This is a genomic window from Nonomuraea polychroma (assembly GCF_004011505.1).
GTDB lineage: Bacteria > Actinomycetota > Actinomycetes > Streptosporangiales > Streptosporangiaceae > Nonomuraea > Nonomuraea polychroma.
Window position 1 is genome coordinate 9,326,360 of record NZ_SAUN01000001.1, and the last position, 20,937, is coordinate 9,347,296.

A 20,937-nucleotide genomic window follows, 5' to 3' on the forward strand; every position below is an offset into this window, starting at 1 on the left:
AAGAGGACTACAGCTCGCTCGCGACCAGCTCGGCGATCTCCGCCGCGTTGAGCGCCGCGCCCTTGCGCAGGTTGTCACCGCACACGAAGAGGTCGAGCGTGTTGGGGAAGTCGATCGCCTGGCGAATGCGCCCAACATAGGTCGGGTCAGTGCCCACCACGTCGAGAGGCGTCGGGTAGACCCCGCTCGCCGGGTCGTCCATGAGGACCACCGTCGGCGCCGCCTCCAGGACGCGGTGCGCGTCGGCGACCGTGATCTCGCGCTCGAAACGCGCGTGCACGGCCAGCGAGTGCGTCGTGATGACCGGCACGCGTACACAGGTCGCGGAGACCTTCAGGTCCGGGATGCCGAGGATCTTGCGTGACTCGTTGCGGAGCTTGAGCTCCTCGGAGGCCCAGCCGTCGTCCTTGAGCGAGCCGGCCCACGGCACCACGTTGTACGCGATCGGCGCCGGGAAGGGCGAGTCGTCAGGCAACTTGTTGGCCAGCACCTTGCGCACGTCACCGGCCGCCTGGCCGACCGTGCGATCGCCGGCCAGCGCCTCGACCTCGTCGTAGAGCCGGGCGGTGCCCGCCACGCCGGCACCGGACACCGCCTGGTAGGACGCCACGACCAGCTCCGTGAGCGTGAACTCGGCGTGCAGCGCGCCCATGGCCGCCATCATCGACAACGTCGTGCAGTTGGGCGTGGAGATGATGTTGCGTGGGCGGCTGCGCGCGTCGAGCGGGTTGACCTCGGGCACGACCAGCGGAACGTCCGGGTCCATCCGGAACGTGCCGGACTTGTCGATCGCGATCGCGCCACGCTCGGCCGCGATCGGCACCCACACCGCCGATACCTCGTCGGGCACGTCGAAGATGGCGATGTCGATGCCGTCGAACACCTCAGGCGCCAGGGCCTGGACCACGACGTCCTCGCCGCGCACTCGCAGCACCTTGCCTGCCGAGCGCGGCGAGGCGACGAGGCGGATCTCGCCCCAGATGTCCTCACGCGACGACACGATGTCCCGCATGACGGTGCCCACGGCGCCGGTGGCGCCGATCAAAGCCAGACTGGGCCTGCTCATCGTCCTGTACCTCCATACACCACGGCTTCGACCTGGTCGGCGTCGAGATCGAAGGCGCGGTGCGCGGCCGCCACGGCCGCGTCGATCGCGTCCTGCTCGACGATCACAGAGATGCGGATCTCCGAGGTGGAGATCATCTCGATGTTGACCCCCGCGTCGGCGAGGGCCGCGAAGAACGTCGCGGTGACGCCGGGGTGCGAGCGCATGCCCGCGCCGATCAGCGACACCTTCCCGATCTGGTCGTCGAACAGCAGCGACTCATAACCGATCTGGGCCTGGACCTTCTTGAGCGCTCCCAGGGCCGTCTGGGCGTCGGCCGTGGGGAGCGTGAAGGAGATGTCCGTGCGGCCGGTGGCCGCGGCCGAGACGTTCTGCACGATCATGTCAATGTTGATCTCGGCGTCGGCCAGCGTTTTGAAGATCGAGGCAGCCTCGCCGACCTTGTCGGGAACCCCGACAACGGTGATCTTGGCCTCGCTCCGGTCGTGTGCGACGCCGGAGATGATCGGCTGCTCCATCTCGGTTCCTTCGTCGGTGTAAGGGTCGGAGACGACCCAGGTGCCTTCCTTGGTGCTGAACGAGCTGCGTACGTGAATCGGCAGGTTGAACCGGCGCGCGTACTCGACGCAGCGGAGATGCAGGATCTTGGCGCCGCAGGCGGCCATCTCCATCATCTCGTCGTAGGAGATCCTGGGGATCTTCCTGGCCGGCGGCACGATGCGCGGGTCGGCGGTGAAGATGCCGTCCACGTCGGTGTAGATCTCGCACACGTCGGCCTCCAGGGCCGCCGCCAGCGCCACCGCCGTCGTGTCGGAGCCACCACGGCCCAGCGTCGTGATGTCCTTCGTGTCTTGCGAGACGCCCTGGAACCCGGCCACGATCGCGATGTGACCCTGGTCGATCGCCTCACGGATGCGGCTCGGCGTCACGTCGATGATGCGTGCCTTGCCGTGCGTGGAGTCGGTGATCACACCGGCCTGCGAGCCGGTGAACGAACGGGCCTCGTGGCCGAGGTTGGCGATCGCCATCGCCAGCAGGGCCATCGAGATGCGCTCGCCGGAGGTCAGCAGCATGTCGAGCTCGCGTGCCGGCGGCAGCGGCGACACCTGCTCGGCCAGGTCGAGCAGCTCGTCCGTCGTGTCACCCATGGCGGAGACGATCACGACCACGTCGTTGCCGGCTTTTTTCGTCGCGACGATCCGCTGCGCGACCCGCTTGATGCAGGACGCGTCGGCGACGGACGAACCACCGTACTTTTGCACAACGAGCGCCACGAGAGTCTCCCGGTCTGGACTGTGAGGTGCCAGTCTACTTGGGGCTCTCTCATGGGCCGGAGGGTCATACCACCATATGGGACGGATCAGACCGTGGTAGCCTCCTCGGCCACGTCGAGGCGCGAGTGCGCGGCCAGAGCCTGCAGCGCGCGCATCGCGGCGCCCGCGTGGTTGCCCCAGGTGTTGAAGTAGGAGTATTGCCACCACCACAACGCCTCATGGGGACGGCCGGCGTGGTAGTGACGCAGGCCGTGGATGAGGTCGGCGGCGACCGCGGTCAGGTCGTCGGACAGCCGGTACGGCGTGACGCCGGTGTCCTTGTACGGGTCGAACACCTCGGCGTAGTCGTCGACGGGCCCGAGCCGCTCGGCCAGCGCCGTACGCACGCCGTCGATGTCAGGGTCCTCGCTCATCGGCGGCTCGTAGTTGCCGGCGAGGATCACGTCCCTGTTCGCGCCGAGCTTGGCACCGGCCAGGCTCACCTGGGCGACCTCGACCAGCAGCAACGACCAGATGGCGTCGCCGCCCTCGCCGCCGGCGACCCTGGTCAGGCCGTCCACGTAGTCCTGCGCGTGCCTCGAGATCTCCTCCGCCAGCGTGCTCCACTCGTCAGACATCCAGCAGCCTCCGTCCTTCGAACGCGCGGCCCAAGGTCACCTCGTCGGCGTATTCGAGGTCACCGCCGACAGGCAGACCGCTGGCCAGTCGTGTCACTTTGATGCCCATCGGTTTGACCAGACGGGCTAGGTAGGTAGCCGTCGCCTCACCCTCGAGATTGGGGTCCGTGGCGAGGATGAGCTCGGTGACCCGGCCATCGGCCAGGCGCGTCATGAGCTCGCGAATGCGCAGGTCGTCGGGGCCGATGCCGTCGATCGGGCTGATCGCGCCACCGAGCACGTGATAGGTGCCGCGGAACTCGCGGGTCTTCTCGATCGCCACGACGTCCTTCGGCTCCTCGACCACGCAGATCACGTGCGTGTCGCGGCGGGTGTCGCGGCAGATGCGGCACTCCTCCTCCGAGGCCACGTTGCCGCACACCCGGCAGAAGCGGACTTTCTCCTTGACCTCCAGCAATGCGTGCGCCAGCCGTTTGACGTCGGCCGGGTCGGCCGCCAGCAGGTGGAACGCGATCCGCTGCGCGCTCTTGGGACCGACGCCGGGCAGCAGGCCGAGCTCGTCGATCAGGTTCTGGACGACCCCTTCGTACATGCCTAGAATCCTGGCAATTGTCCGAGGCCGCCGCCACCCAACCCCTGGGCCAGCGGGCCGAGTTTCTCCTGCTGCAGGTCGGCGGCCGCGCGTACGGCATCGCGGACGGCCGCGATCACCAGGTCGGCGATCGTGTCCGCCGTGTCCTGCGGATCGCCGGCGTCGATGACGCTCGGATCGATCTTGAGCTCGAGCAGCTCACCCGAACCGTTGACGACGGCCGTGACCAGGCCGCCGCCTGATGAGCCCTCGATCTGCGCGTCGTTGAGCTCCTGCTGGGCGCTCACAAGCTGCTGCTGCATGAGCTGTGCCTGCTCCAGCAGCTGCTGCAGGTTGACATCCCCTGGGTTCACCGTCGTGCGCTCCTCGTGGCTCCGCGTTCTTGACTGCCACGAGCCTACGGTGTTTGGGCGGCGACATGCACTGGGACGTCCCCATGTTTCGTCACCGACCGCCGTCCTGCGTGGACATTTACACCTGATGTGCCGCGTGGGGCTGATGTTCCGCGTCGCTTCGCGGCCCAGTGTCGTGTTTTGGCCGGGTCCCGGCCCCCCTCCAGTGTCCGAGACCCGGCCATTGCGCCGGCGGAGCGGCCGCACCGCGCCGACGCTCGGGAGTGCACGCTAGCGAGGGCAACGTTGCATACGCGTTGCGTTCATTCAACCACCCTGCGCAATCACTAGAACCGGTTGCAAAGATGGACGGTAAGGCGGATGCTACTAGTTGACTACTTGGAGTGACCGATGAGTTACGCCCATCTCGACGCGTATTCCCGCCTACTACGCGGAGCGTACGAAGCCGCGGTGACGAAGCACGCGTGGCCGGAGGCGCCGCGCCGCCAAATCGAGGCGTCCTGGCATCGTTCGCTCGCGGCGGGAATCGATCCGGAGGGCACGAGCGCGCCTCTGGTCTTCGACCTGGACTACATCGACGACATCCGCCAGGCCCACCCCCTGCAGCCCTTGCTGCCCCTCATGTCCCAGACGCTCGCCGGCCTGGCCGACGAGATCGGCCACGTCATGATCGTCACGGATGCCCACGGCCGGGTGCTGTGGCGCGAGGGCAACACCGCGATCCTGCGGCGCGCCGACCAGATCGGCCTGGCCGACGGCCACCAGTGGGAGGAACGCAAGGTCGGCACCAACGGCATCGGCACCGCGCTCGCGATGGGCCGCCCGATGCACGTCTACTCGGAGGAGCACCTGATGCGGGTGCTGCACGTCTGGTCGTGCAGCGGCGCGCCGATCGTCGACCCGGACTCCGGCCGGATCATCGGATGCGTCGACATCAGCGGCACCGCACGCACCCTGCACCCCGCCACCGTCGCCCTGGTAACGGCCGCGGCCAAGCTCGCCGAGAGCGAGCTCGCCCTGCGCATGCACGAACGCGACGAGCGCCTGCGCCGCCGCTACGAGTCCCTGCGCGGCCGGCCCGGCATCCTGCTCTCCCCGACCGGCCGCGTCATCTCCGGCGACCCAGGCGGCCGGCTCGGCGACCGTGTTCCACTCATGGACGGCACGCACGCGGACGACCCGGATCCGCCACTCGTGTTTCCCGCCCACCCCGGCGAGCGCCTGCGCGCGTCCGGGCAGCGCATGATCCTGCGCGACGGCACGGTGGGGCTGCTGGAGTCGTTCGACGACGGCTACCTGCTGCGTACCGTTCCCACCGCTACGCCGCCGGCGCTCGCCCTGTCGTTCCTCGGGGACAGACCGCCCTCTGTCACTCTGGGAGACCGCGAGCAGCCACTGTCGCTCCGGCACGCCGAGATCCTCGCCCTCCTGGCGCTGCACCCCCACGGGCTGACGGCCGAGCAGCTCTCGTTCCACATGTACGGCGACTACGGCAACCCCGTGACGATCAGGGCCGAGATCCACCGGCTGCGGGCGCAGCTGGGGAACGCGATCGCGGCTAAACCGTACCGGCTGGCATGCCCGGTCGAGGCCGACTTCCTTGCCGTGCGGCGCCATCTCGCGGCGAAGGACCCGGCCGCGCTGGCGCGCTCGTACACGGGGCCGCTGCTGCAACGTTCGGAGTCGCCGGAGATCCGGCGGGAGCGGGACGAGCTGGAGGCCCAGGTCAGGGCTTGTCTGCTGCGGTACGGCTCTCCCGAGCACCTGTGGGCGTACGCCCAGACCACCAATGGGCGCGACGACTACGAGATCCTCGAACGCCTCGCCGCCCTTCCCCCCACCGACGCCCGCTCCGCCGCCGCCCGCACGCGGCTGGCCTGATGGTGTTCGTTCGTTTCCTCTCTTTGTGCTCCCTGATGCCTGCGTCTTGATCGCGCCCGGGCGCGAGAGTCGGCGTTCCTGGTTTCTTTACGGCGGGGCCGAGGGAGCCGCCGCCCGCCGCCGTCGCGACCGCCCGTCCGTTCAACGCTCCTCGGGCCGTTCGGGTGCGGACCGTTACGTCGCGCGCTTGCCCCCGCTGAGCGGCCGCCTGGGACCCACCGGCTTGGTCAGGTGTGGTCGATTTCGCCGATCACTCGGGCGCCGAGCTCACGTTCCAGGAGCGCCATGCCGGAGACCGCGTCCACGTCGGCGTCGGCGTCGTTCAGGGGGTCGACATCATCTTCCGGCCCCTTGTTGCGACCGGGAACGGTCTCCGGCCACGCCGCGCCGCCACTGCGACCTGACGACGGAGAACGGGGACCTGCCTGGGCCGCCGCCTTCGCCGCCGACCTCGCGGCGGCGAGGCCCGCGCCGGGAGAGGAAGCGGCGGCAGGCACGGTCCGGGTCGGATCCGGGCCCGGGGGCATGCCCGGGCCGGGATCGTCGGGGGCGTCGGGCCAGGACTCGTCCGTGGTCTGCCGGCCCGAAGGCTGAGCGGAGCCGCCCTGCGTGCCCTGGTCGTCGTGAGAGGAGCCGGATGAGGCCGTATGTCCTGGGGAGTCAGGCACGCTTGGAGAAGCGGGTGCGCCCTGGGCACCCGAGGAGTTCTGGGAGCCTGCTGACGCCGCCGGGGTGCCGCTGTGCGTGTTTTGAGTGCCTTGAGTGCCTTGAGTGCCGGTCGCCAGCCCGGTGCTCTGGGCGGGACCCGGTCCGCCTGGTGAGGCGGGAGCGCCGTGGGAGGGCGGCTGCGGGGGACGGCCTCGGGACGGCTGCGGGCCCGGGGCGTTGCCCACGACGGCCTCGACGCGCCAGGCGCCACCGAGCACGTCGCTGAGCGCGCTGGCCACGACGGCGTCCTTGCCACCGCCCGTGAAGTTCTTCATCGCGCCGACCTGGCTGAACCCGAGCGTGACCAGGTTGCCTTCCACGCCCACCACCTGGGCGTTGGTGCTCACGTTGGCCCAGACCACGATGCTGCGCTGCTTGAGCGCGGCCAGCACGGAAGGCCACTGCTGCTGCATGACCCCCAGACCGGTACCGCCCTGCCCGCCACCGGAAGCCGGAGCGCCACCGGCGGGCGCCTGCGTACCCCCGGAGGAACCCTGGGGGGAGGAAACCTGCGCGCCGCCGCCACTGCTGCCGCTGCCGGACGCCTGCATGCCGCCACCGGCCGCTGTCGGGGACGCCGGCCCCCCGCCACCCGCAACGGAAGCACCGGGGCGGGCAGGCTCGGGCCAGTCGTCCGCCGCACCCGCCGATGCGGCGGCAGGAGCCTGAGCCGGCTGAGCACCCGCAGGCGGTTGAGCGGGGGCCGCAGCGCCGACGTGAGACTGGGCACCAGTGTGCTGCTGCTGCACTGGGACGCCATGGGCGGCGACGGACTGCTCGGCCGCCGTGCCCGGAGAAGCCGGCGTACCCGAAGAAGCCCGGGCGGCCATCTGGGCGACCGCGCCGCCACGTTCGAGGCGTTCGAGGCGGGCGAGCAGGGCCTCCTCACCGTCCGAGGCGGCGGGAAGCAGGACCCGGGCGCACATCAGCTCCAGCAACAGCCGCGGTGACGTGGCACCGCGCATCTCGGTGAGACCGGCGTTGAAGACCTCGGCCGCCCGGGTCAGCTCGGCGCGCCCCATCGAGGCCGCCTGCTGGACGAGCCGCTCCAGCTCATCGGCGGGCCGGTCGAGCAGGCCGCTGGAGGCCGCCTCGGGGACGTTGGCGAGGATCACCAGGTCGCGGAAGCGCTCGAGCAGGTCAGAAGCGAAGCGGCGGGGGTCGTGGCCGCCCTCGATCACCCGGTTGACCGTGTGGAACACCTGGCCGCCGTCGCGGGCGGCGAACGCGTTGACGACCTCGTCGAGCAGGTCGCCGTCGGTGTAACCGAGCAGGGATACGGCCTTGGCGTAGGTGATGCCGTCTTCCTCGGCCCCGGCCAGCAACTGGTCCAGGATCGACAGCGAGTCACGCGCGGAGCCGGCGCCCGCACGTACGACGAGGGGCAGCGCGTTCGGCTCGAAGGGCACGTTCTCGGAGGTGAGGATCTCCTCCAGCAACCCGCGGAGGGTCGCGGGCGGCATCAGCCTGAACGGGTAGTGGTGCGTACGCGACTTGATCGTGCCGATGACCTTTTCCGGCTCGGTCGTCGCGAAGATGAACTTCAGGTGCGGCGGGGGCTCCTCGACGAGCTTGAGCAGCGCGTTGAAACCCTCGCGGGTCACCATGTGCGCCTCGTCGATGATGTAGATCTTGTAGCGCGCCGACACGGGGGCGAAGAACGCCCGCTCACGCAGGTCGCGCGCGTCGTCCACACCACCGTGCGAGGCGGCGTCGATCTCGATGACGTCAAGGTGGCCGGGCCCGGTCGGCCCGAGCGCGACACACGACTCGCAGATGCCGCAGGGGTCGGGCGTCGGGCCCTGCTCGCAGTTGAGGGAACGCGCCAGGATGCGCCCGCTGGAGGTCTTGCCACACCCGCGGGGGCCGCTGAAGAGGTAGGCGTGGTTGATGCGGCCCGTACGCAGCGCCTGCCGGAGCGGGTCTGTGACGTGCTCCTGACCCTTGACCTCGGCGAAGGTCCCGGGTCGGTACTTGCGGTAAAGCGCAAGGCTCATGCGACCATCCCGCCTGCGAGGGGGCTCCCAACGAAGAGACCCCCCGCACACCCGCCAGAGCCCGCTTATCCTTGCTGCCTTCCGGCCCTGGGGAGGTTCACAGGATGACGCCGCGCGAGGGGTCCTTTGACAGTCTAGCCGGACGCGGCAGTGCTCGCTCCACGCTCGCGCTACGGGTGAACGCGAAAAAACGTGGTCTGCGTACGCCCGTGAGTCCGGTAAGCTCGACGGCGGAGGATTCGCCTAGTGGCCGAGGGCGCACGCTTGGAAAGCGTGTATAGGGCAACCTATCGGGGGTTCAAATCCCCCATCCTCCGCCAGCTCAGAGGGGTTGTGCCGTGATCATCGGTACAACCCCTCTTGCTTTGGGTCTCAGTGTGGGTCTCAGTTGGCCTCTTCGGGGCTCCTTTCCGCCTCCCACATGAGACCCCCGACCTGCCTGGCCACGGTCTGCCGGATGCCGTCTGTCACGTGCTGGTACCGCGCCGCCATGCCCGAGCCTGACCACCCCATGATGGACATGACGGTTCGCTCGGGCACGCCGAGGATGAGCAGCACCGTGGCGGCGGTGTGGCGGGCGTCGTGAAGACGGCCGTCCCATAGGCCAGCGGCCTTCAGCAGGACAGGGGGCGGCGTCCTCAGTGTTACAGCAGGCGTGCTCGTGCGATCTTCTACACCAAGATCTGCGTACTCGGCGGAAACCGAGAACAACATCATGAACGCGTACTGCGCGCGGCCCGCGATCATAACCCTTGCCGGAGACGTGGCCGGCCGCCGGATCCTGGACGCCGGCTGCGGCTCAGGCCCCTGTCCGCCGCACTACGCGACCACGGTGCCGTCGTCACCGACATCGACGCCAGCGCCGGGATGCCGGCATTGGCCAGGCGGCGGCTCGTGTCGGTGAACCACCCTCTCGTGGAGCACCTGAGCCGGAATCCTCGACCCAACTATTTCGCGACCATCGGCTATACCGACGAATGGACGTTCAACGGACAGTCCTTCCCGATGAGCTTCTGGCGCAGGCCGCCCTCCACGGCCGGCTCGGGGACGTACTGGGCGGGATAGAGCACTTCCGAGCCGCCGCTCTGCGCCTTTGAGGCGGCCTGCTGATGATCGTGAGGAGCGCCATTACTCCGGCAGCCGCCCTAGATCGGATACCGGCCCGATGTGAGCAAGCTTGTCGGGGTTGCCCACCGCGTGGATCGCGCGGACCACACCGTCGGCGATGTCGAGCTCGACCACACCGATCACGCGGCCTTCGGAGTCGTACTTGACAGCGCCCGGACGGCCGTTGATCCAGGCCGGCCGGAGGGAGACGCCCAGGGTCCCGCCTCGGCGGAACACCCCGAGGAGCAGCCGTATGACAGCCAGCCGCCCGGCCAGCCGACTTCCGAAGGCCCGCACCTTGCCGCCCCCGTCCCCGTGGAGCACCACGTCAGGTGCGAGCATGCCGAGCAGCGCCTCCATATCGCCGCCCTCGGCGGCCACGAAGAACCTACGCGCAAGTTCCTCACCTTCCGCCCGCCGCTCGCGGGACAGCGCGCTGCCGACGACCTGCCCTCCAGCGGCGATGCGCTGCCGGGCACGGGCGAAGATCTGCCGGCAGTTCACCTCTGTCTTGCCGGTGATTCCCGCCACCTCGGGATAGCCGTACCCGAACACCTCACGCAGCATGAACACGGCCCGCTCCACCGGCGAGAGCGACTCCAGCAGCACCAAGAAGGCCATCGACAGCGAGTCGGACAGCTCAGCGTGCTCGGCCGGTCCGGGCATGTCGGCGAGCACGACGACCGGCTCCGGCAGCCACTCGCCGACATAGGTCTCCCGGGATACCCGCGCCGAACTCAGGTAGTTGAGGCCCAGTCGCGTCACGGCCGTGGTCAGGTACGCCTTCAGATTGTCGATCACGGTCCCCGCCTGGTACGCCCGGGTCAGACCGAGGAACGCGTCCTGCACGATGTCCTCGGCATCGCCCACGGACCCGGTCATCCCGTAGGCGATGGAAAACAGCAGCGGCCGGTAGCCGACAGCCTCTCTCTGAGCCGTTGATCCAAGCACGGGATTCCTCCCCAACTCGCGTACGGCCGTGCCCGGCCGCGCCCTTCTGCCGGCCCCCCTCGTCGAGGACGCTTGCGCATGACGTACCGCAGGGTAGCCGAGGAGCGTTGCCGTGGATCAGCCGCGTGGCGCCCGCACGGGAAGGGAGACGCACGTCACATTCGTCGCCGTCACAGGCTGGCGGACTTCCCTGTCCTAGAGGGGCGACAACGAAACAACGACAAGGAGAGCACGATGGATGCTCGGTTGAACCTCTTCGCCACCCGGTCGCGGGCAAGTCTCTGAAGCACATCGTGGCCGCGGGCAAGGTGGCCGCGGATTCGACGCTGCCGCCCGTGACGCGCGAGCTGGTGTTGCTGCGCGCCAGTCAGATCAATGGGTGCGCGGTCTGCGTGAACATGCACAGCAAGGACGCCGCGCACGCGGGGGAGACCTCCACCCGTCTCAACCTGGTCGCGGCCTGGCGGGAAGCCACGGTGTTCACCGAGGCCGAGCGCGCCGCCCTGGAGCTGGCCGAGCAGGGTACCCGCATCGCTGATGCGGCCGGTGGCGTCAGCGACGAGGTCTGGGCGAATGCCGCCAAGCACTACGACGAGGACCAGCTCGCCGCCCTGGTGTCCCTCATCGCCCTCATCAACGCCGTCAACCGCGTGAATGTCATCACCCGGCAGCCCGCCGGCGACTACCAGCCCGGCCAGCACGGGTAACGAGCAGGACCGGCCCGGGTCCTACCTGGCATCAGTACAGCCTAGAGACCGCTTGCAGTGGGCCATGGCGTGCCTGGGCACCCCCGCACAGGCCCCCTTTCACCGCTTCCGATGCCAAAGATCGGATACGCCTACAACCCGTATCAGGAGAAATCTCATGAACCTCGCTCTGTGGATCTGCGCTGGATTGTTGGCCGTTGTCCTCCTCACCGGTGGCGTCGGCAAGCTGGTCGTGCCCCAGGAGAAGATGGCCGCCATGCGCGGCGCGGGATGGACCGCGGACTTCAGCGTCGGGTTCCTGAAGATCCTCGGGACCATCGAGGTCCTGGGAGCGGTGGGACTCATCCTGCCCGCCGTGACCGGCATCGCGCCAGTTCTGGTGCCGGTGGCGGCAGTCGGTGTGGTGGTGCTGATGGTCGGTGCGATGATCACGCACCTGCGCCGTGGTGAGGTCATGTCTGCCGCGGGAAACCTGATCTACCTTGCCCTGGCCGCCTTCGTGGCGTGGGGCCGCTTCGGCCCCGAGTCCTTCGTCGGCTGAACCGCAATGATCAATTCGGTGAAGGGCCGGCCGCCGTGCCTCCGCTCGCCCCGCATGGCACTGAGCACTTCCGCCACCGAGAGATGAGAAATCGTATGTTTAAAAGGCAACCTCGGACAGTCGCGTCCATCGCCGCTCTGGCTCTCGGCGCGGTGTTGACCCTCGCGGCCTCGCCGTCGCTCCCGGTGACGGCCGAGACCGGCCCCGCTCCAGCGGCACGATCAAGCCGTCGGCGGCCACGGCGGCACCCGCCTTCCCGACGTTCGTGCGTCTGCCGGCCGATCAGGCGGCGCATCCGGACGCGCGCCAGGAATGGTGGTACGTGGTCGGCCATGTCAACGCCTCTGGCCACCGGTTCCGCTACCAGGTCACGATCGGCGGCGGCAACAACCCGCAGGCCATGATCGCGATCGCTGACAAGACGACCGGCGCCTTCTACACCGAGAGCAAGAGCTACGCGCTCGACCAGACCAGGTTCTCCGCAACCGAGCTGGACATCCGCACGCCGACGGCGACGCTGTCCGGGCCCATGGAGGCGATGCGCCTGCGCGCCACGCTGCCGGTGGGCGAGATCGACCTGACGCTCAGGGCGCAGGGGGCCCGTGCTGTACAACAACGGGACCGGGCTGATCCCCTTCCTCGGCGGCACGAGCTACTACTACTACTCCCTGCCCAGCCTGGCGACGCAGGGAACGCTCAGAGTGGACAACCACACCTATCCGGTGACCGGCGAGTCGTGGCTGGACCGCCTGTGGGGCACCTGGAACTGGAGCACCATGCGGAAGTGGACCTGGATGGCCGTGCAACTGTCCAACGGTGACCGGATCAACCTCTGGGACCTGTTCGCCGAGGGGAGCGATTCCCCTACGCGACCCTGCTGCGCGGGGACGGAACCCACGAGGTCGTCGCGGTGAATCCGCTCGCCGACACCACCTCCGGCTTCTGGACCAGCCCCACCAGCGGACAGCGGTACGGCACGCGGTGGATCGTGAACATCCCCGCGCTGGATACCAGCCTCACCGTCACCTCCAAGCCGGGACACGAACTCCAGAGCGCCTTCGGCGGCCTCTACGAGGGCGCGGCCACCGTCACCGGACGGTACCGGGGCAACCCGATCACCGGGCAGGCGTTCGTCGAACAGAACGGCAACTGGCGATAGCGCCGCAGACAGATACCTGGCCCCGAACGGCCCCGAACGGCCAGTTCCGCCCCATCGCCACACCACACCTCAAACCCTCCTAGGCGCTCCGCGTCGGCGCCTCCACCGGCCCAGGCCGATCCACCGTGCTCCGGCTCCACCCGGGACGATCGAAAGGATCCTCAATGTCCGTCCGTCTCCTGCTCGCCACACCCGAGGCCGTGCAGCTCTCCGTCGCCGCCGCTGGTTACGACATCGGCTCCGGGCGCACGCTGCCCAGCGTGGCCGTCGTGGTGGGACTGATCAGCGTGGTCATCGGTGGGCTGGCCCGAGCCCGCTCCGCGGGTCGTATCGGCGTCGGCAACCGGCGCGCCGGCGCCGTCACGGCCCTGGCGCTCGGGCTGACCAGCCTGATCATCGGCGGACTGCATGCGGCCAACTCCGCCGGCGGCTTCGGCACCGGCAACGGGCTGGCCGGGGCCATCTTCGCCCTGCTGCTCGGGCTGATCGGCATGGTCCTGGGTGGGCTGGCCCTGCCCCGCTCCCGCCGCACCACCTGACCCGGCCAAGGCTCGGCTTCACCGTCGCCTTCGACGCCGGATCCACCCTCAGAGCTCGGGCCGCTGTGGTCCGGGTCAGCAGGTGGCGTGCAGCACGCGAGCAGCCCGGCGCGCACTCGCGCCGCTGAGGCTCGACATGGGCGACATTGAGGGCCGGCCAGCTTGCTGGGCCTCAGTCCAGCACCTTGAACCACATCGACAGCAGGGTGTACTTGTGCTTGGTCTCTACGGCCTCCCTGCGGCCAAATCACACACAAAAGGTTGTAACACCCGGAAGCCCTCCTAGTGTTACAGCCCAATCCGCCTCCGGCGGGGTCTCATTCAGGGTCTCAGTTCACCCCTGTGCAGGGGTGTTCACTGGGGTCCCCGCCTGGCTCTTCGCCCCAGGTGAAGACCGTTGTGACCAGCGGTGAACGAAGGTCCGCAGACTTGGAAAGCGTGTATAGGGCAACCTATCGGGGGTCCAAATCCCCCATCCTCCGCCAGCTCAGAAGGCGTGAGCGACCAAACACAGCACCCCTGGCTCTCGTAACCGAACTCCAGCAGGCCATCGGCGTTGGTGGACAGCTCCTTTGCGGGACGGATTAAGTTCTGGACGCCGAGAACTTGTGGCCGCCCCTGAGCGAGCCGATAGAACACGGCCAGGGCCTCAGGGACGCGGACCGATGGCGTGGCCGACACCGCATCGACGCGCTCGTCCGTCCTCCACTCGCTCCGACCGGGCCGGACCGTGCCGAGGCAGAGGAAACCTACCTCCAGCCGGACGAATAGATAGATCGACCTGATAGCCATAGAGCTTTGTCAGAGGACCCCATTTCTGCCGGTTAGACCGCAGAGCCACGGTCCTGCACCAGCATGCTCGGGCACGTTCACGGCCGGGCCCTACGATCGACGGATGGGGCTTGACTACAGCTACGAGCTTTACCTGCATCGCCGCAATGCGGTCGGCGTGTTGCGCGACCTGGCCACCGACAGAACGGCCGGTCATGACTCCAATGGGCATACCGTAGTTGAGCTACCGGAGGCGCAGCACCTCGTGATGCCGTTCACCAGCGGATTCACCAGCGGGCGAATCCAGCCCCTGGGCCCCGAACTGGCGCTGGATCTGACGATCCGCTTCGCCGAAGACCAGCATGTCCTCGACTATGCCAAAGGCCGCTCGATCCTCGCAGAGGACACCGACTTCCGGTGGTCCACCGACGCAGACAGCCGACGGCACTATGACGTCGGCTACATCTACCTCACCGTGCACGAGGCATCATGGCTGCGCCCTGATTACCTGGAACTATGCTTCACGGCAGCCACGAGCAGCATGAGTTGTCTGTTCCGGGACTCGGTGTCAACCCGGAACTTCTTCGCCACCTTGACGATCCGCAACTCAGGGCTGCTCTGCGTGCTCGATGTGGAAGACGACGGGAAGATCGTGGTGTCGGTGGGGAACCGGCGACTGTTCGAGCCCGTGCCCGGGGCACGGTGGGCCTCGCTTCCTGACCTGCTGTGCGCGTACAACCTCATCCCCTGATCAACCCCACTGTCGCACCCCTGCAGCAGGGAGCCGCACCCACATCAGATTAGGCACTTTCGTCCTGAGCTGCGGCCGTCTTCGACTGTGACCTTCGGCGGTGGATGGCGTGGCATCTTGCTGCTACGTGGAGCCCATAACGAGGGCATTCGGGCCGGGTCAACCTCGGGCGTATTCCCCGCGTCGTATCCTCTGTGGATCTTGCCAGGCTCCGGAGGCTGCGCGTCGCGGCCGCGGCCGTCACCCTGATGTTCACCCTCGGCGGCGTGTCAGCCAAACTGCACCGGCTGCGGGACCAGCGCGAGCACCTGGCCACCAAGAAACAGCATCAGGAACGGCTGCTGGCCGGCCTGGCGCCCGCCGACCCCCGCGTCGCCGAACTGGCCCCGGCGTATGAGGTCATCGCGGTGGAGCATGAGCGGGTCTGCGCGCGCATCCGCAACCTGAACAGGGCGCTGGCCTGGTCGGCGGCCCGCTGGGCAGTCGACCACGCCCTCGCCGCCGGGGCGACGGTCATCTATCTGGAGGACCTGGCCACCCTGGAAGCGCGCGGGCGCCGGGGACGGGCGAACGCGCGCCTGTCGGGACAGGTATGCGGGCAGGTCGTGGCGGCGATCCGGCATCTGGCGGCCAAGCGCGCGATCGCCGTGGTCACCGTCCCGGCCCGCGGCACCTCCCGATACTGCCCCCGCTGCGGTGACGGCACCTCGATCCTGCGGCATTGCCCGGCCCCGGACCGGCTCACCGAACGGGGCTGGGCGTGGGCGCACTGCCCAGCCTGCGGCCTGTCATGTGATCGGGACTGGGCGGCGGCCGAACGCATCCTCGCGCGCGGCCTGCTCGGCCAGCAGGCCACCCGCACCGAACGCACCACCGGCACCCGTGCCATCCGGCAGGTGGTGGAGGGTAACGTGGCCCGCGCCCGCCGCCCCCGCAAGACGACCCGGGCCGCCCGCCGAGCCCGCCGCACCCGAACCGACCTACACCCCCGCCCAGAGACGCGGGACAGATCCAAGAACCGGCCCACCCCGAAACGCCACACCCGCACCCCGAAGAACCCTTCGATGGCCTCCAGCCGTGTGCCGGACCGGCGCACGGTGCCCGCCCCACCCCCCAACAGGGGTGGACAGCGTCCGGCGGGCCAAGCACCCCAGGCGACCCGCCCACCCGCGGGACGTACAGGGCTTGCACGCGATCCTCACCACCGGACCGGCTTCCACCACGTCGCGGCCACCCCCGTACTCCCCCTGGGAGACTACGCAGACGGCCCGCCAGGCCACGCCCACCCGATTTGCCAGAAATACTCAGGTAAACACAGAGAATCGCAGACGCTCGAATGTCCGAGCCTTACAGCATCGAGGCGATGCCGCAGTCGGTCTCCGTCGCCCGGATCTGCATGTGGATCCAGGCGGGCTTGGGGCTGGTCGGTCTGTTCCTGCTGTTCATACTGCTGGGGAGCGCGCCTGCGGGTGCCATTGGAGGCGCCCTGCTGCTCGCTCTCTCCATTCCGCTCGCCACGATCCTGCTGATCGGGCTCCTGGCGAGCAGGATCGGCTCGCGCCGCGGCTGGGTGCGCACTGCCGGGCTGGTCGTCGAGTTCCTGCTGATCCTGCTGGGGATCTGGGAGGTGCTCGGCGGGGCCGGCTTCGGAAACGTGCTGGGCGTGTTGCTGGCCGCAGTGGTGTTCGGGCAGTTGTGCAGGTCTTCGTCGGCGATGTGGTTCGACCGGTGAGGGGCGGGCCCCTGGCTTCCCTCCGGAGGCCAGGGGTCTGCTCAGGCGCTCACGAGGGCCTTGGAACGGTCGGTCGCCATGTGGATCGCGAAGCCGCCGAGCACCGTGCCCATGACGTAGCGCTGGATCCGCAGCCAGAGCGGGCGGCCGAGCAGGAACGCCGCCAGGCTTCCCGCCGAGATCGCGATCAGGCCGTTGACCGTGGTGGCGACGACGATCTGCACCGATCCGAGCGCCAGGCTCTGCAACAGCACGTGGCCCATGGCCGGGTCGATGAACTGCGGGAGCAGCGACAGGTACAGGATCGCGATCTTGGGGTTCAGCAGGCAGGTCAGCAGGCCCATCGCGAACAGCTTGGGCGGGCGCTCGGCAGGGAGGTCGCGTGTCTGGAAGGCCGACGTGCCGCCCGGCTTGACGGCGTTCCAGGCCAGCCAGAGCAGGTAGGCGGCGCCGGCCAGCTTGAGCGCCGTGTACGCGGCCGGCACGTAGGCGAAGACGGCCGTCAGGCCCAGGCAGGTCGCGGTGAGGTAGACGGTGAAGCCCAGGAAGACGCCGGTGAGGGAGATCAAGCCTGCCTTGCGGCCCTGGGCGATCGAGCGTGAGATCAGATAGATCATGTTCGGGCCGGGCGTGAGCACCATTCCCAGCGAAACCAGCGCAATTCCTATCAAGGCACCCGTCATGGCGGCAGATTAGCTGACACGTATGACGTGGCCTTGGACTGCCCCCTCGGCCCGCCCGCTGGAATGGCCTTCGAAGGGCCCTTTGTCCCGTACCGTGCGTATTGGATCCACTACGGGGGAGAAGTGCCTCGGGGGGGAGACATGCAGTTCGACGACGATGCGCAACTCGACCCGTCGCAGGTCGAGGACGTGCGGGCCGGTGGCCCGCAGCGAGGCGGGGGCGGCGGCGGCATGCCGGGCGGCTGCATGGTGCCGATCGGCGGCCGGGGCGGTGGCTGCCTGCTGTTGATCCTGGCGGTGGCGGGGCTGTTCCTGTTCGGGGTCGTCCCTTCGCCGTTCACCGGGGACGAGGGCGGTCAGCAGGGCGGCGGCCGGCTGCCCAGCCCACCGCCGCAGGCGACCCCGAGCGGCAACCTGGCCGAGCGCTGCCGCACCGGCGCCGACGCCGACCAGTCGGAGGACTGCCGGATCGTGGGCACGGTCAACAGCATCCAGGCCTACTGGCGGCAGGCGTTCGAGGAACGCGGGCGCAGAGCGTATTCACCGGCCAAGACCGTGCTGTTCTCACAGGCGGTCAACACCGCCTGCGGCATGGCGGACTCCGCCGTCGGGCCCTTCTACTGTCCCGGCGATCGCAAGGTCTACCTCGACCTGACCTTCTTCGGCACGCTCCAGCGCGACTTCGGCGCCGAGGGCGGCCCGTTCGCCCAGGCGTACGTGGTCGCCCACGAGTACGGGCACCACGTCCAGAACCTGCTCGGCACCATGGACAAGGTCGGCAGGAACAACCGGCCCGGCGCCGACAGCCCGTCCGTACGCCTGGAACTGCAGGCCGACTGCTACGCCGGCGTCTGGGCGCACAACGCCGTCAAGACCGGCTTCTACCGGGCCCCGTTCTCCCAGCGCGACATCGACGAGGCGCTCAGCGCGGCCGCGGCGGTCGGCGACGACAGCATCCAGCGCCGTTCCCAGGGCCGCGTCACCCCGGACGCCTTCACGCACGGCACCTCTCGCCAGCGCGAGAAGTGGTTCAGCACTGGCTACGAGTCCGGCGATCCGACGCGGTGCGACACGTTCTCCGGAAGCATCTAGGCGTCCCTTTGGGGCAGTGGTCCGTGCGGGCACCCCCGGAAGGAACGTCAGCGATGGACTTCAGAGACCAGGTCGACCTCGATCCCTCGCAGGTGGAGGACGCCGGTGGCGGCGGCCGGCTCTCTGGCGGCGGCTTCCCGGGCGGCATGGTCATCGGTGGCGGCGGCATCGTCAGCCTGATCCTGCTCGTGCTGGTCTTCGTGCTGAACAACGTGGGCGGCGGCACCGAGCCCGCGCAGCATCAACCTCCGTCGAACCTGTCCGACCAGTGCCAGACGGGCAAGGACGCCGACCAGTCGGAACGGTGCCGCGTGGTCGGAGTGGTCAACAGCATCCAGGACTACTGGAAGCGCGAGATCGCGGAGTATCGCCCGTCCAAGACCGTGCTGTACTCGGGCAGCTTACGTACCGGCTGCGGCGCGGCCAGCTCGGCCGTCGGCCCCTTCTACTGTCCGGGCGACCAGCGCGTCTACCTCGACCTGAGCTTCTTCGACGAGCTCCACAGCAAGTTCGGCGCCAAGGGCGGCCCGTTCGCCCAGGCTTACGTCATCGCCCATGAGTACGGGCACCACGTACAGGACCTTCTCGGCCAGCTCGAGTCGGGCAGCTCGGTCCCCGTCGAGCTCCAGGCCGACTGCTACGCCGGAGTCTGGGCCCGCAACGCGGTCACCACCGGCTTCTACGAAAAGCCCTTCACCGAAGCGGAAATCTCCGAAGCCCTCGACGCCGCCGCCGCGGTGGGCGACGACAGAATCCAGCAGCGCACCCGCGGCAGAATCGATCCTGAATCGTTCACCCACGGCTCTTCTGAGCAACGCGTCGCCGCCTTCCAGCGCGGCTACGAAAGCGGCGCGCCCGGCGACTGCGCGCAAGCCGACCTGGGCTGACTCCGGGGCTGACTGCGGGGCTGTTTCCAAGGGCTGACTCGTGGGCTGACGAGGCCGGATAGCGCAAGGATTCGGATTCTCTCCTAAAATCGGTGGGGTGATCTTCAAGCTTGTCGGCGACGGACGCCCTTATCCCGAACACGGTCTGACGAACCGAGAGTGGGCGCAGATTCCTCCACGGCAGGTCCGGCTCGACTCTTTGATCACGACGAAGGCCATGCTGGACCTGCACTCGCTGCTCGCCGCCGACTCCACCTTCTACGGGGATCTTTTCCCGCACGTGGTCCAGTGGCAGGGCGAGCTCTATCTGGAGGACGGTCTGCACCGCGCGTTGCGCGCGGCCCTGCACCAACGATCGATCCTGCACGCCAGGGTCCTCGAACTACCCAACTGAGAAAGGAAAAGGGAGCCGCGATTCGCGGCTCCCTTTTGTTGTGTCAACCCTCAGGAGTGCTCGGGCGTCACAGCAGCATCTTTCAACATCGTTTTGGAGAATGCCGTGTCCTACCCGCAGCAACCGCCTGGGCAGCAGCCACCTCATGGACACGGATACGGATACGGCTACCAGCCGCCGCATCCTGAGAAGGGCAATCTCGGCGTGATCCTGCTGCTGGCCATCGGCCTGCCGCTGCTGCTGCTCGGCGGCTGCGGCGCGGTGTTCTTCGTACTCACGGCCGACCAGAGCAGCGTCGCCGCACGCGAAGCACTCGAGACGGAGGCCGACGAGGATCCGCCGGACATACAGCTCGATCCGGGCACCGCGCCACCGCCGAGCACCGCGCCACCGCCGAGCGCCGCGCCTGAGCAGACCACGGCACCCGAGCAGACCACCGTCCAGGAGCAGCAGGCGGCCAAGATCGGTGACGCCATCACCCTGGAAGGCAACGACCCGGGGCTCAAGGTCGCCGTGACCGTCAACCAGGTCTTCTCCCCCGCGACCCCGGCCGACACCTTCACCAAGCCCCAGACCGGCAAGCGCTTCGTGGCCGTCGAGGTGACGCTCACGAACCAAGGCCAGGCCGTCTACAGCGACTCACCGACGAACGGGGCCATGCTGATCGACGCCGAGGGCCAGCAGTACCGGGCGGCGATCATCGCCGACGTGCGGGAGGGCCAGTCGTTCGGCGGCTCGGCCACGATCAACACCGGTGACAGCAGGAAGGGCGTGATCGTGTTCGAAGTGCCGGAGGCGGCCAGGCCGGCCAAGTTCCAGTTCGCGCTCAACAGCGGCTTCGCGGACCAGAAGGGCGAGTGGCAGCTGGGCTGAGCGCAACGTGAAAGGGCCCCCGAACTTCGGGAGCCCCTTCGCGACGAGCGGTGGTGGGATTTGAACCCGTCCACCTACCCCTTCGGGCCTGTGATCATGCGCAGACTACCCGGTAGGGGCGGACGTATCCAGACTCTCCCGGACGGATGCGGACTGGCCCGGACGCCTCGTTCCCCCAAGTGGGGAGCAAAAGGATCTTGTACGGCCTCACCGCCGAGACTCCCCCAGTGGGCGGCCAAAGTGAAAGCCAACCGTATGGCGT

22 protein-coding genes, 1 tRNA gene, 1 other RNA gene and 2 pseudogenes are annotated in these 20,937 nt (G+C 68.6%); 15 read left to right on the forward strand and 11 right to left on the reverse strand.

The window, feature by feature from the left end:
* Positions 1 to 7: 7 nt before the first annotated feature.
* From EDD27_RS42895 to EDD27_RS42915, 5 genes are all read right to left on the reverse strand, one after another.
* The gene (locus tag EDD27_RS42895; protein ID WP_127937714.1) at positions 8 to 1,066 is read right to left on the reverse strand and encodes an aspartate-semialdehyde dehydrogenase; all 1,059 of its coding nucleotides are present in this window, start codon (positions 1,064 to 1,066) and stop codon (positions 8 to 10) included.
* Positions 1,063 to 2,340, reverse strand: a complete 1,278-nt coding sequence (locus EDD27_RS42900; RefSeq protein ID WP_127937716.1) for an aspartate kinase — start codon at positions 2,338 to 2,340, stop codon at positions 1,063 to 1,065. Before EDD27_RS42900 ends, EDD27_RS42895 begins: the two co-directional genes overlap by 4 nt.
* Positions 2,341 to 2,426: 86 nt before the next feature.
* Positions 2,427 to 2,957 carry a DUF5063 domain-containing protein gene (locus EDD27_RS42905; RefSeq protein WP_127937718.1) on the reverse strand — a complete coding sequence of 177 codons (531 nt, stop codon included), beginning with the start codon at positions 2,955 to 2,957 and terminating at the stop codon, positions 2,427 to 2,429.
* Entirely contained in the window at positions 2,950 to 3,549 is a 600-nt protein-coding gene (gene recR, locus EDD27_RS42910) for a recombination mediator RecR (RefSeq protein ID WP_127937720.1), read from the reverse strand. The genes EDD27_RS42905 and recR overlap by 8 nt, the downstream gene beginning before the upstream one ends.
* Before the next feature lie 2 nt (positions 3,550 to 3,551).
* On the reverse strand, positions 3,552 to 3,902 hold the full coding sequence (locus EDD27_RS42915; RefSeq protein ID WP_127937722.1) for a YbaB/EbfC family nucleoid-associated protein: 351 nt from the start codon (positions 3,900 to 3,902) through the stop codon (positions 3,552 to 3,554).
* A 450-nt stretch (positions 3,903 to 4,352) separates the two neighbouring features.
* Between EDD27_RS42915 and EDD27_RS42920 the strand changes: the two genes are divergently transcribed.
* A complete protein-coding gene (locus EDD27_RS42920; RefSeq protein ID WP_206641905.1) occupies positions 4,353 to 5,783 on the forward strand; it encodes a helix-turn-helix domain-containing protein in 1,431 nt (476 codons plus the stop codon).
* Between the two features lie 227 nt (positions 5,784 to 6,010).
* Here EDD27_RS42920 and EDD27_RS42925 read toward each other — a convergent pair whose 3' ends face one another.
* Together EDD27_RS42925 and ffs are read right to left on the reverse strand one after the other, a co-directional pair.
* Positions 6,011 to 8,488 (reverse strand): DNA polymerase III subunit gamma and tau, encoded by a 2,478-nt coding sequence (locus EDD27_RS42925; RefSeq protein ID WP_127937724.1) that lies wholly within the window; start codon positions 8,486 to 8,488, stop codon positions 6,011 to 6,013.
* Positions 8,489 to 8,519: 31 nt separating this feature from the next.
* Positions 8,520 to 8,615: signal recognition particle sRNA small type (gene ffs, locus EDD27_RS42930), an RNA gene on the reverse strand.
* A gap of 105 nt (positions 8,616 to 8,720) precedes the next feature.
* On the opposite strand from ffs, the gene EDD27_RS42935 reads away from it, so the two are divergent.
* A tRNA-Ser gene (locus EDD27_RS42935) sits at positions 8,721 to 8,808 on the forward strand.
* A gap of 64 nt (positions 8,809 to 8,872) precedes the next feature.
* Here the strand turns inward: EDD27_RS42935 and EDD27_RS42940 are convergent.
* Both EDD27_RS42940 and sigJ read right to left on the reverse strand, forming a co-directional pair.
* On the reverse strand, positions 8,873 to 9,235 hold the full coding sequence (locus EDD27_RS42940) for a tyrosine-type recombinase/integrase (protein WP_127937726.1): 363 nt from the start codon (positions 9,233 to 9,235) through the stop codon (positions 8,873 to 8,875).
* Positions 9,236 to 9,616: 381 nt separating this feature from the next.
* Positions 9,617 to 10,546 carry an RNA polymerase sigma factor SigJ gene (gene sigJ, locus EDD27_RS42950; protein ID WP_127937727.1) on the reverse strand — a complete coding sequence of 310 codons (930 nt, stop codon included), beginning with the start codon at positions 10,544 to 10,546 and terminating at the stop codon, positions 9,617 to 9,619.
* A gap of 293 nt (positions 10,547 to 10,839) precedes the next feature.
* On the opposite strand from sigJ, the gene EDD27_RS42955 reads away from it, so the two are divergent.
* The 7 genes and pseudogenes from EDD27_RS42955 to EDD27_RS42980 all read left to right on the forward strand — a co-directional run bounded on the left by EDD27_RS42955 (position 10,840) and on the right by EDD27_RS42980 (position 15,014).
* A complete protein-coding gene (locus tag EDD27_RS42955; protein ID WP_241564548.1) occupies positions 10,840 to 11,253 on the forward strand; it encodes a carboxymuconolactone decarboxylase family protein in 414 nt (137 codons plus the stop codon).
* A 157-nt stretch (positions 11,254 to 11,410) separates the two neighbouring features.
* Positions 11,411 to 11,794 carry a DoxX family protein gene (locus EDD27_RS42960; protein WP_127937729.1) on the forward strand — a complete coding sequence of 128 codons (384 nt, stop codon included), beginning with the start codon at positions 11,411 to 11,413 and terminating at the stop codon, positions 11,792 to 11,794.
* A 322-nt stretch (positions 11,795 to 12,116) separates the two neighbouring features.
* Positions 12,117 to 12,341, forward strand: a pseudogene (locus tag EDD27_RS59030) (hypothetical protein); the annotation flags it as partial.
* A gap of 55 nt (positions 12,342 to 12,396) precedes the next feature.
* On the forward strand, positions 12,397 to 12,708 hold the full coding sequence (locus tag EDD27_RS58085; protein WP_277750793.1) for a lipocalin-like domain-containing protein: 312 nt from the start codon (positions 12,397 to 12,399) through the stop codon (positions 12,706 to 12,708).
* The gene (locus EDD27_RS42970) at positions 12,705 to 12,953 is read left to right on the forward strand and encodes a lipocalin family protein (RefSeq protein WP_241564549.1); all 249 of its coding nucleotides are present in this window, start codon (positions 12,705 to 12,707) and stop codon (positions 12,951 to 12,953) included. Before EDD27_RS58085 ends, EDD27_RS42970 begins: the two co-directional genes overlap by 4 nt.
* A gap of 164 nt (positions 12,954 to 13,117) precedes the next feature.
* Positions 13,118 to 13,492 carry a DUF6223 family protein gene (locus tag EDD27_RS42975; protein ID WP_127937733.1) on the forward strand — a complete coding sequence of 125 codons (375 nt, stop codon included), beginning with the start codon at positions 13,118 to 13,120 and terminating at the stop codon, positions 13,490 to 13,492.
* An 895-nt stretch (positions 13,493 to 14,387) separates the two neighbouring features.
* Positions 14,388 to 15,014, forward strand: a complete 627-nt coding sequence (locus EDD27_RS42980; RefSeq protein ID WP_127937735.1) for a hypothetical protein — start codon at positions 14,388 to 14,390, stop codon at positions 15,012 to 15,014.
* 269 nt (positions 15,015 to 15,283) lie between these two features.
* On the opposite strand, the gene EDD27_RS57345 is transcribed toward EDD27_RS42980, so the two are convergent.
* Positions 15,284 to 15,430, reverse strand: coding sequence for a hypothetical protein (locus EDD27_RS57345; RefSeq protein ID WP_241564550.1), 147 nt, complete (start codon positions 15,428 to 15,430; stop codon positions 15,284 to 15,286).
* Positions 15,431 to 15,619: 189 nt separating this feature from the next.
* On the opposite strand from EDD27_RS57345, the pseudogene EDD27_RS59035 reads away from it, so the two are divergent.
* Positions 15,620 to 15,823, forward strand: a pseudogene (locus EDD27_RS59035) (zinc ribbon domain-containing protein); the annotation flags it as partial.
* Between the two features lie 527 nt (positions 15,824 to 16,350).
* The gene (locus EDD27_RS57350) at positions 16,351 to 16,746 is read left to right on the forward strand and encodes a hypothetical protein (RefSeq protein ID WP_241564551.1); all 396 of its coding nucleotides are present in this window, start codon (positions 16,351 to 16,353) and stop codon (positions 16,744 to 16,746) included.
* Positions 16,747 to 16,787: 41 nt separating this feature from the next.
* Here the strand turns inward: EDD27_RS57350 and EDD27_RS42990 are convergent, their stop codons facing one another.
* Positions 16,788 to 17,429, reverse strand: coding sequence for a LysE family translocator (locus EDD27_RS42990; protein WP_127937739.1), 642 nt, complete (start codon positions 17,427 to 17,429; stop codon positions 16,788 to 16,790).
* Positions 17,430 to 17,570: 141 nt separating this feature from the next.
* Here EDD27_RS42990 and ypfJ (EDD27_RS42995) point away from each other — a divergent pair, with 141 nt between their 5' ends.
* The 4 genes from ypfJ (EDD27_RS42995) (at position 17,571) to EDD27_RS43010 (ending at position 20,675) form a co-directional block, all read left to right on the forward strand.
* Entirely contained in the window at positions 17,571 to 18,521 is a 951-nt protein-coding gene (gene ypfJ, locus EDD27_RS42995; protein ID WP_127937741.1) for a KPN_02809 family neutral zinc metallopeptidase, read from the forward strand.
* A gap of 53 nt (positions 18,522 to 18,574) precedes the next feature.
* Positions 18,575 to 19,408: a KPN_02809 family neutral zinc metallopeptidase gene (ypfJ, locus tag EDD27_RS43000; protein ID WP_127937743.1), complete on the forward strand. Its 834-nt coding sequence runs from the start codon at positions 18,575 to 18,577 to the stop codon at positions 19,406 to 19,408.
* Positions 19,409 to 19,505: 97 nt separating this feature from the next.
* Entirely contained in the window at positions 19,506 to 19,802 is a 297-nt protein-coding gene (locus EDD27_RS43005) for a type II toxin-antitoxin system VapB family antitoxin (RefSeq protein ID WP_127937745.1), read from the forward strand.
* Positions 19,803 to 19,907: 105 nt separating this feature from the next.
* Positions 19,908 to 20,675, forward strand: a complete 768-nt coding sequence (locus EDD27_RS43010; protein WP_164904043.1) for a DUF4352 domain-containing protein — start codon at positions 19,908 to 19,910, stop codon at positions 20,673 to 20,675.
* Positions 20,676 to 20,937 lie beyond the last annotated feature (262 nt).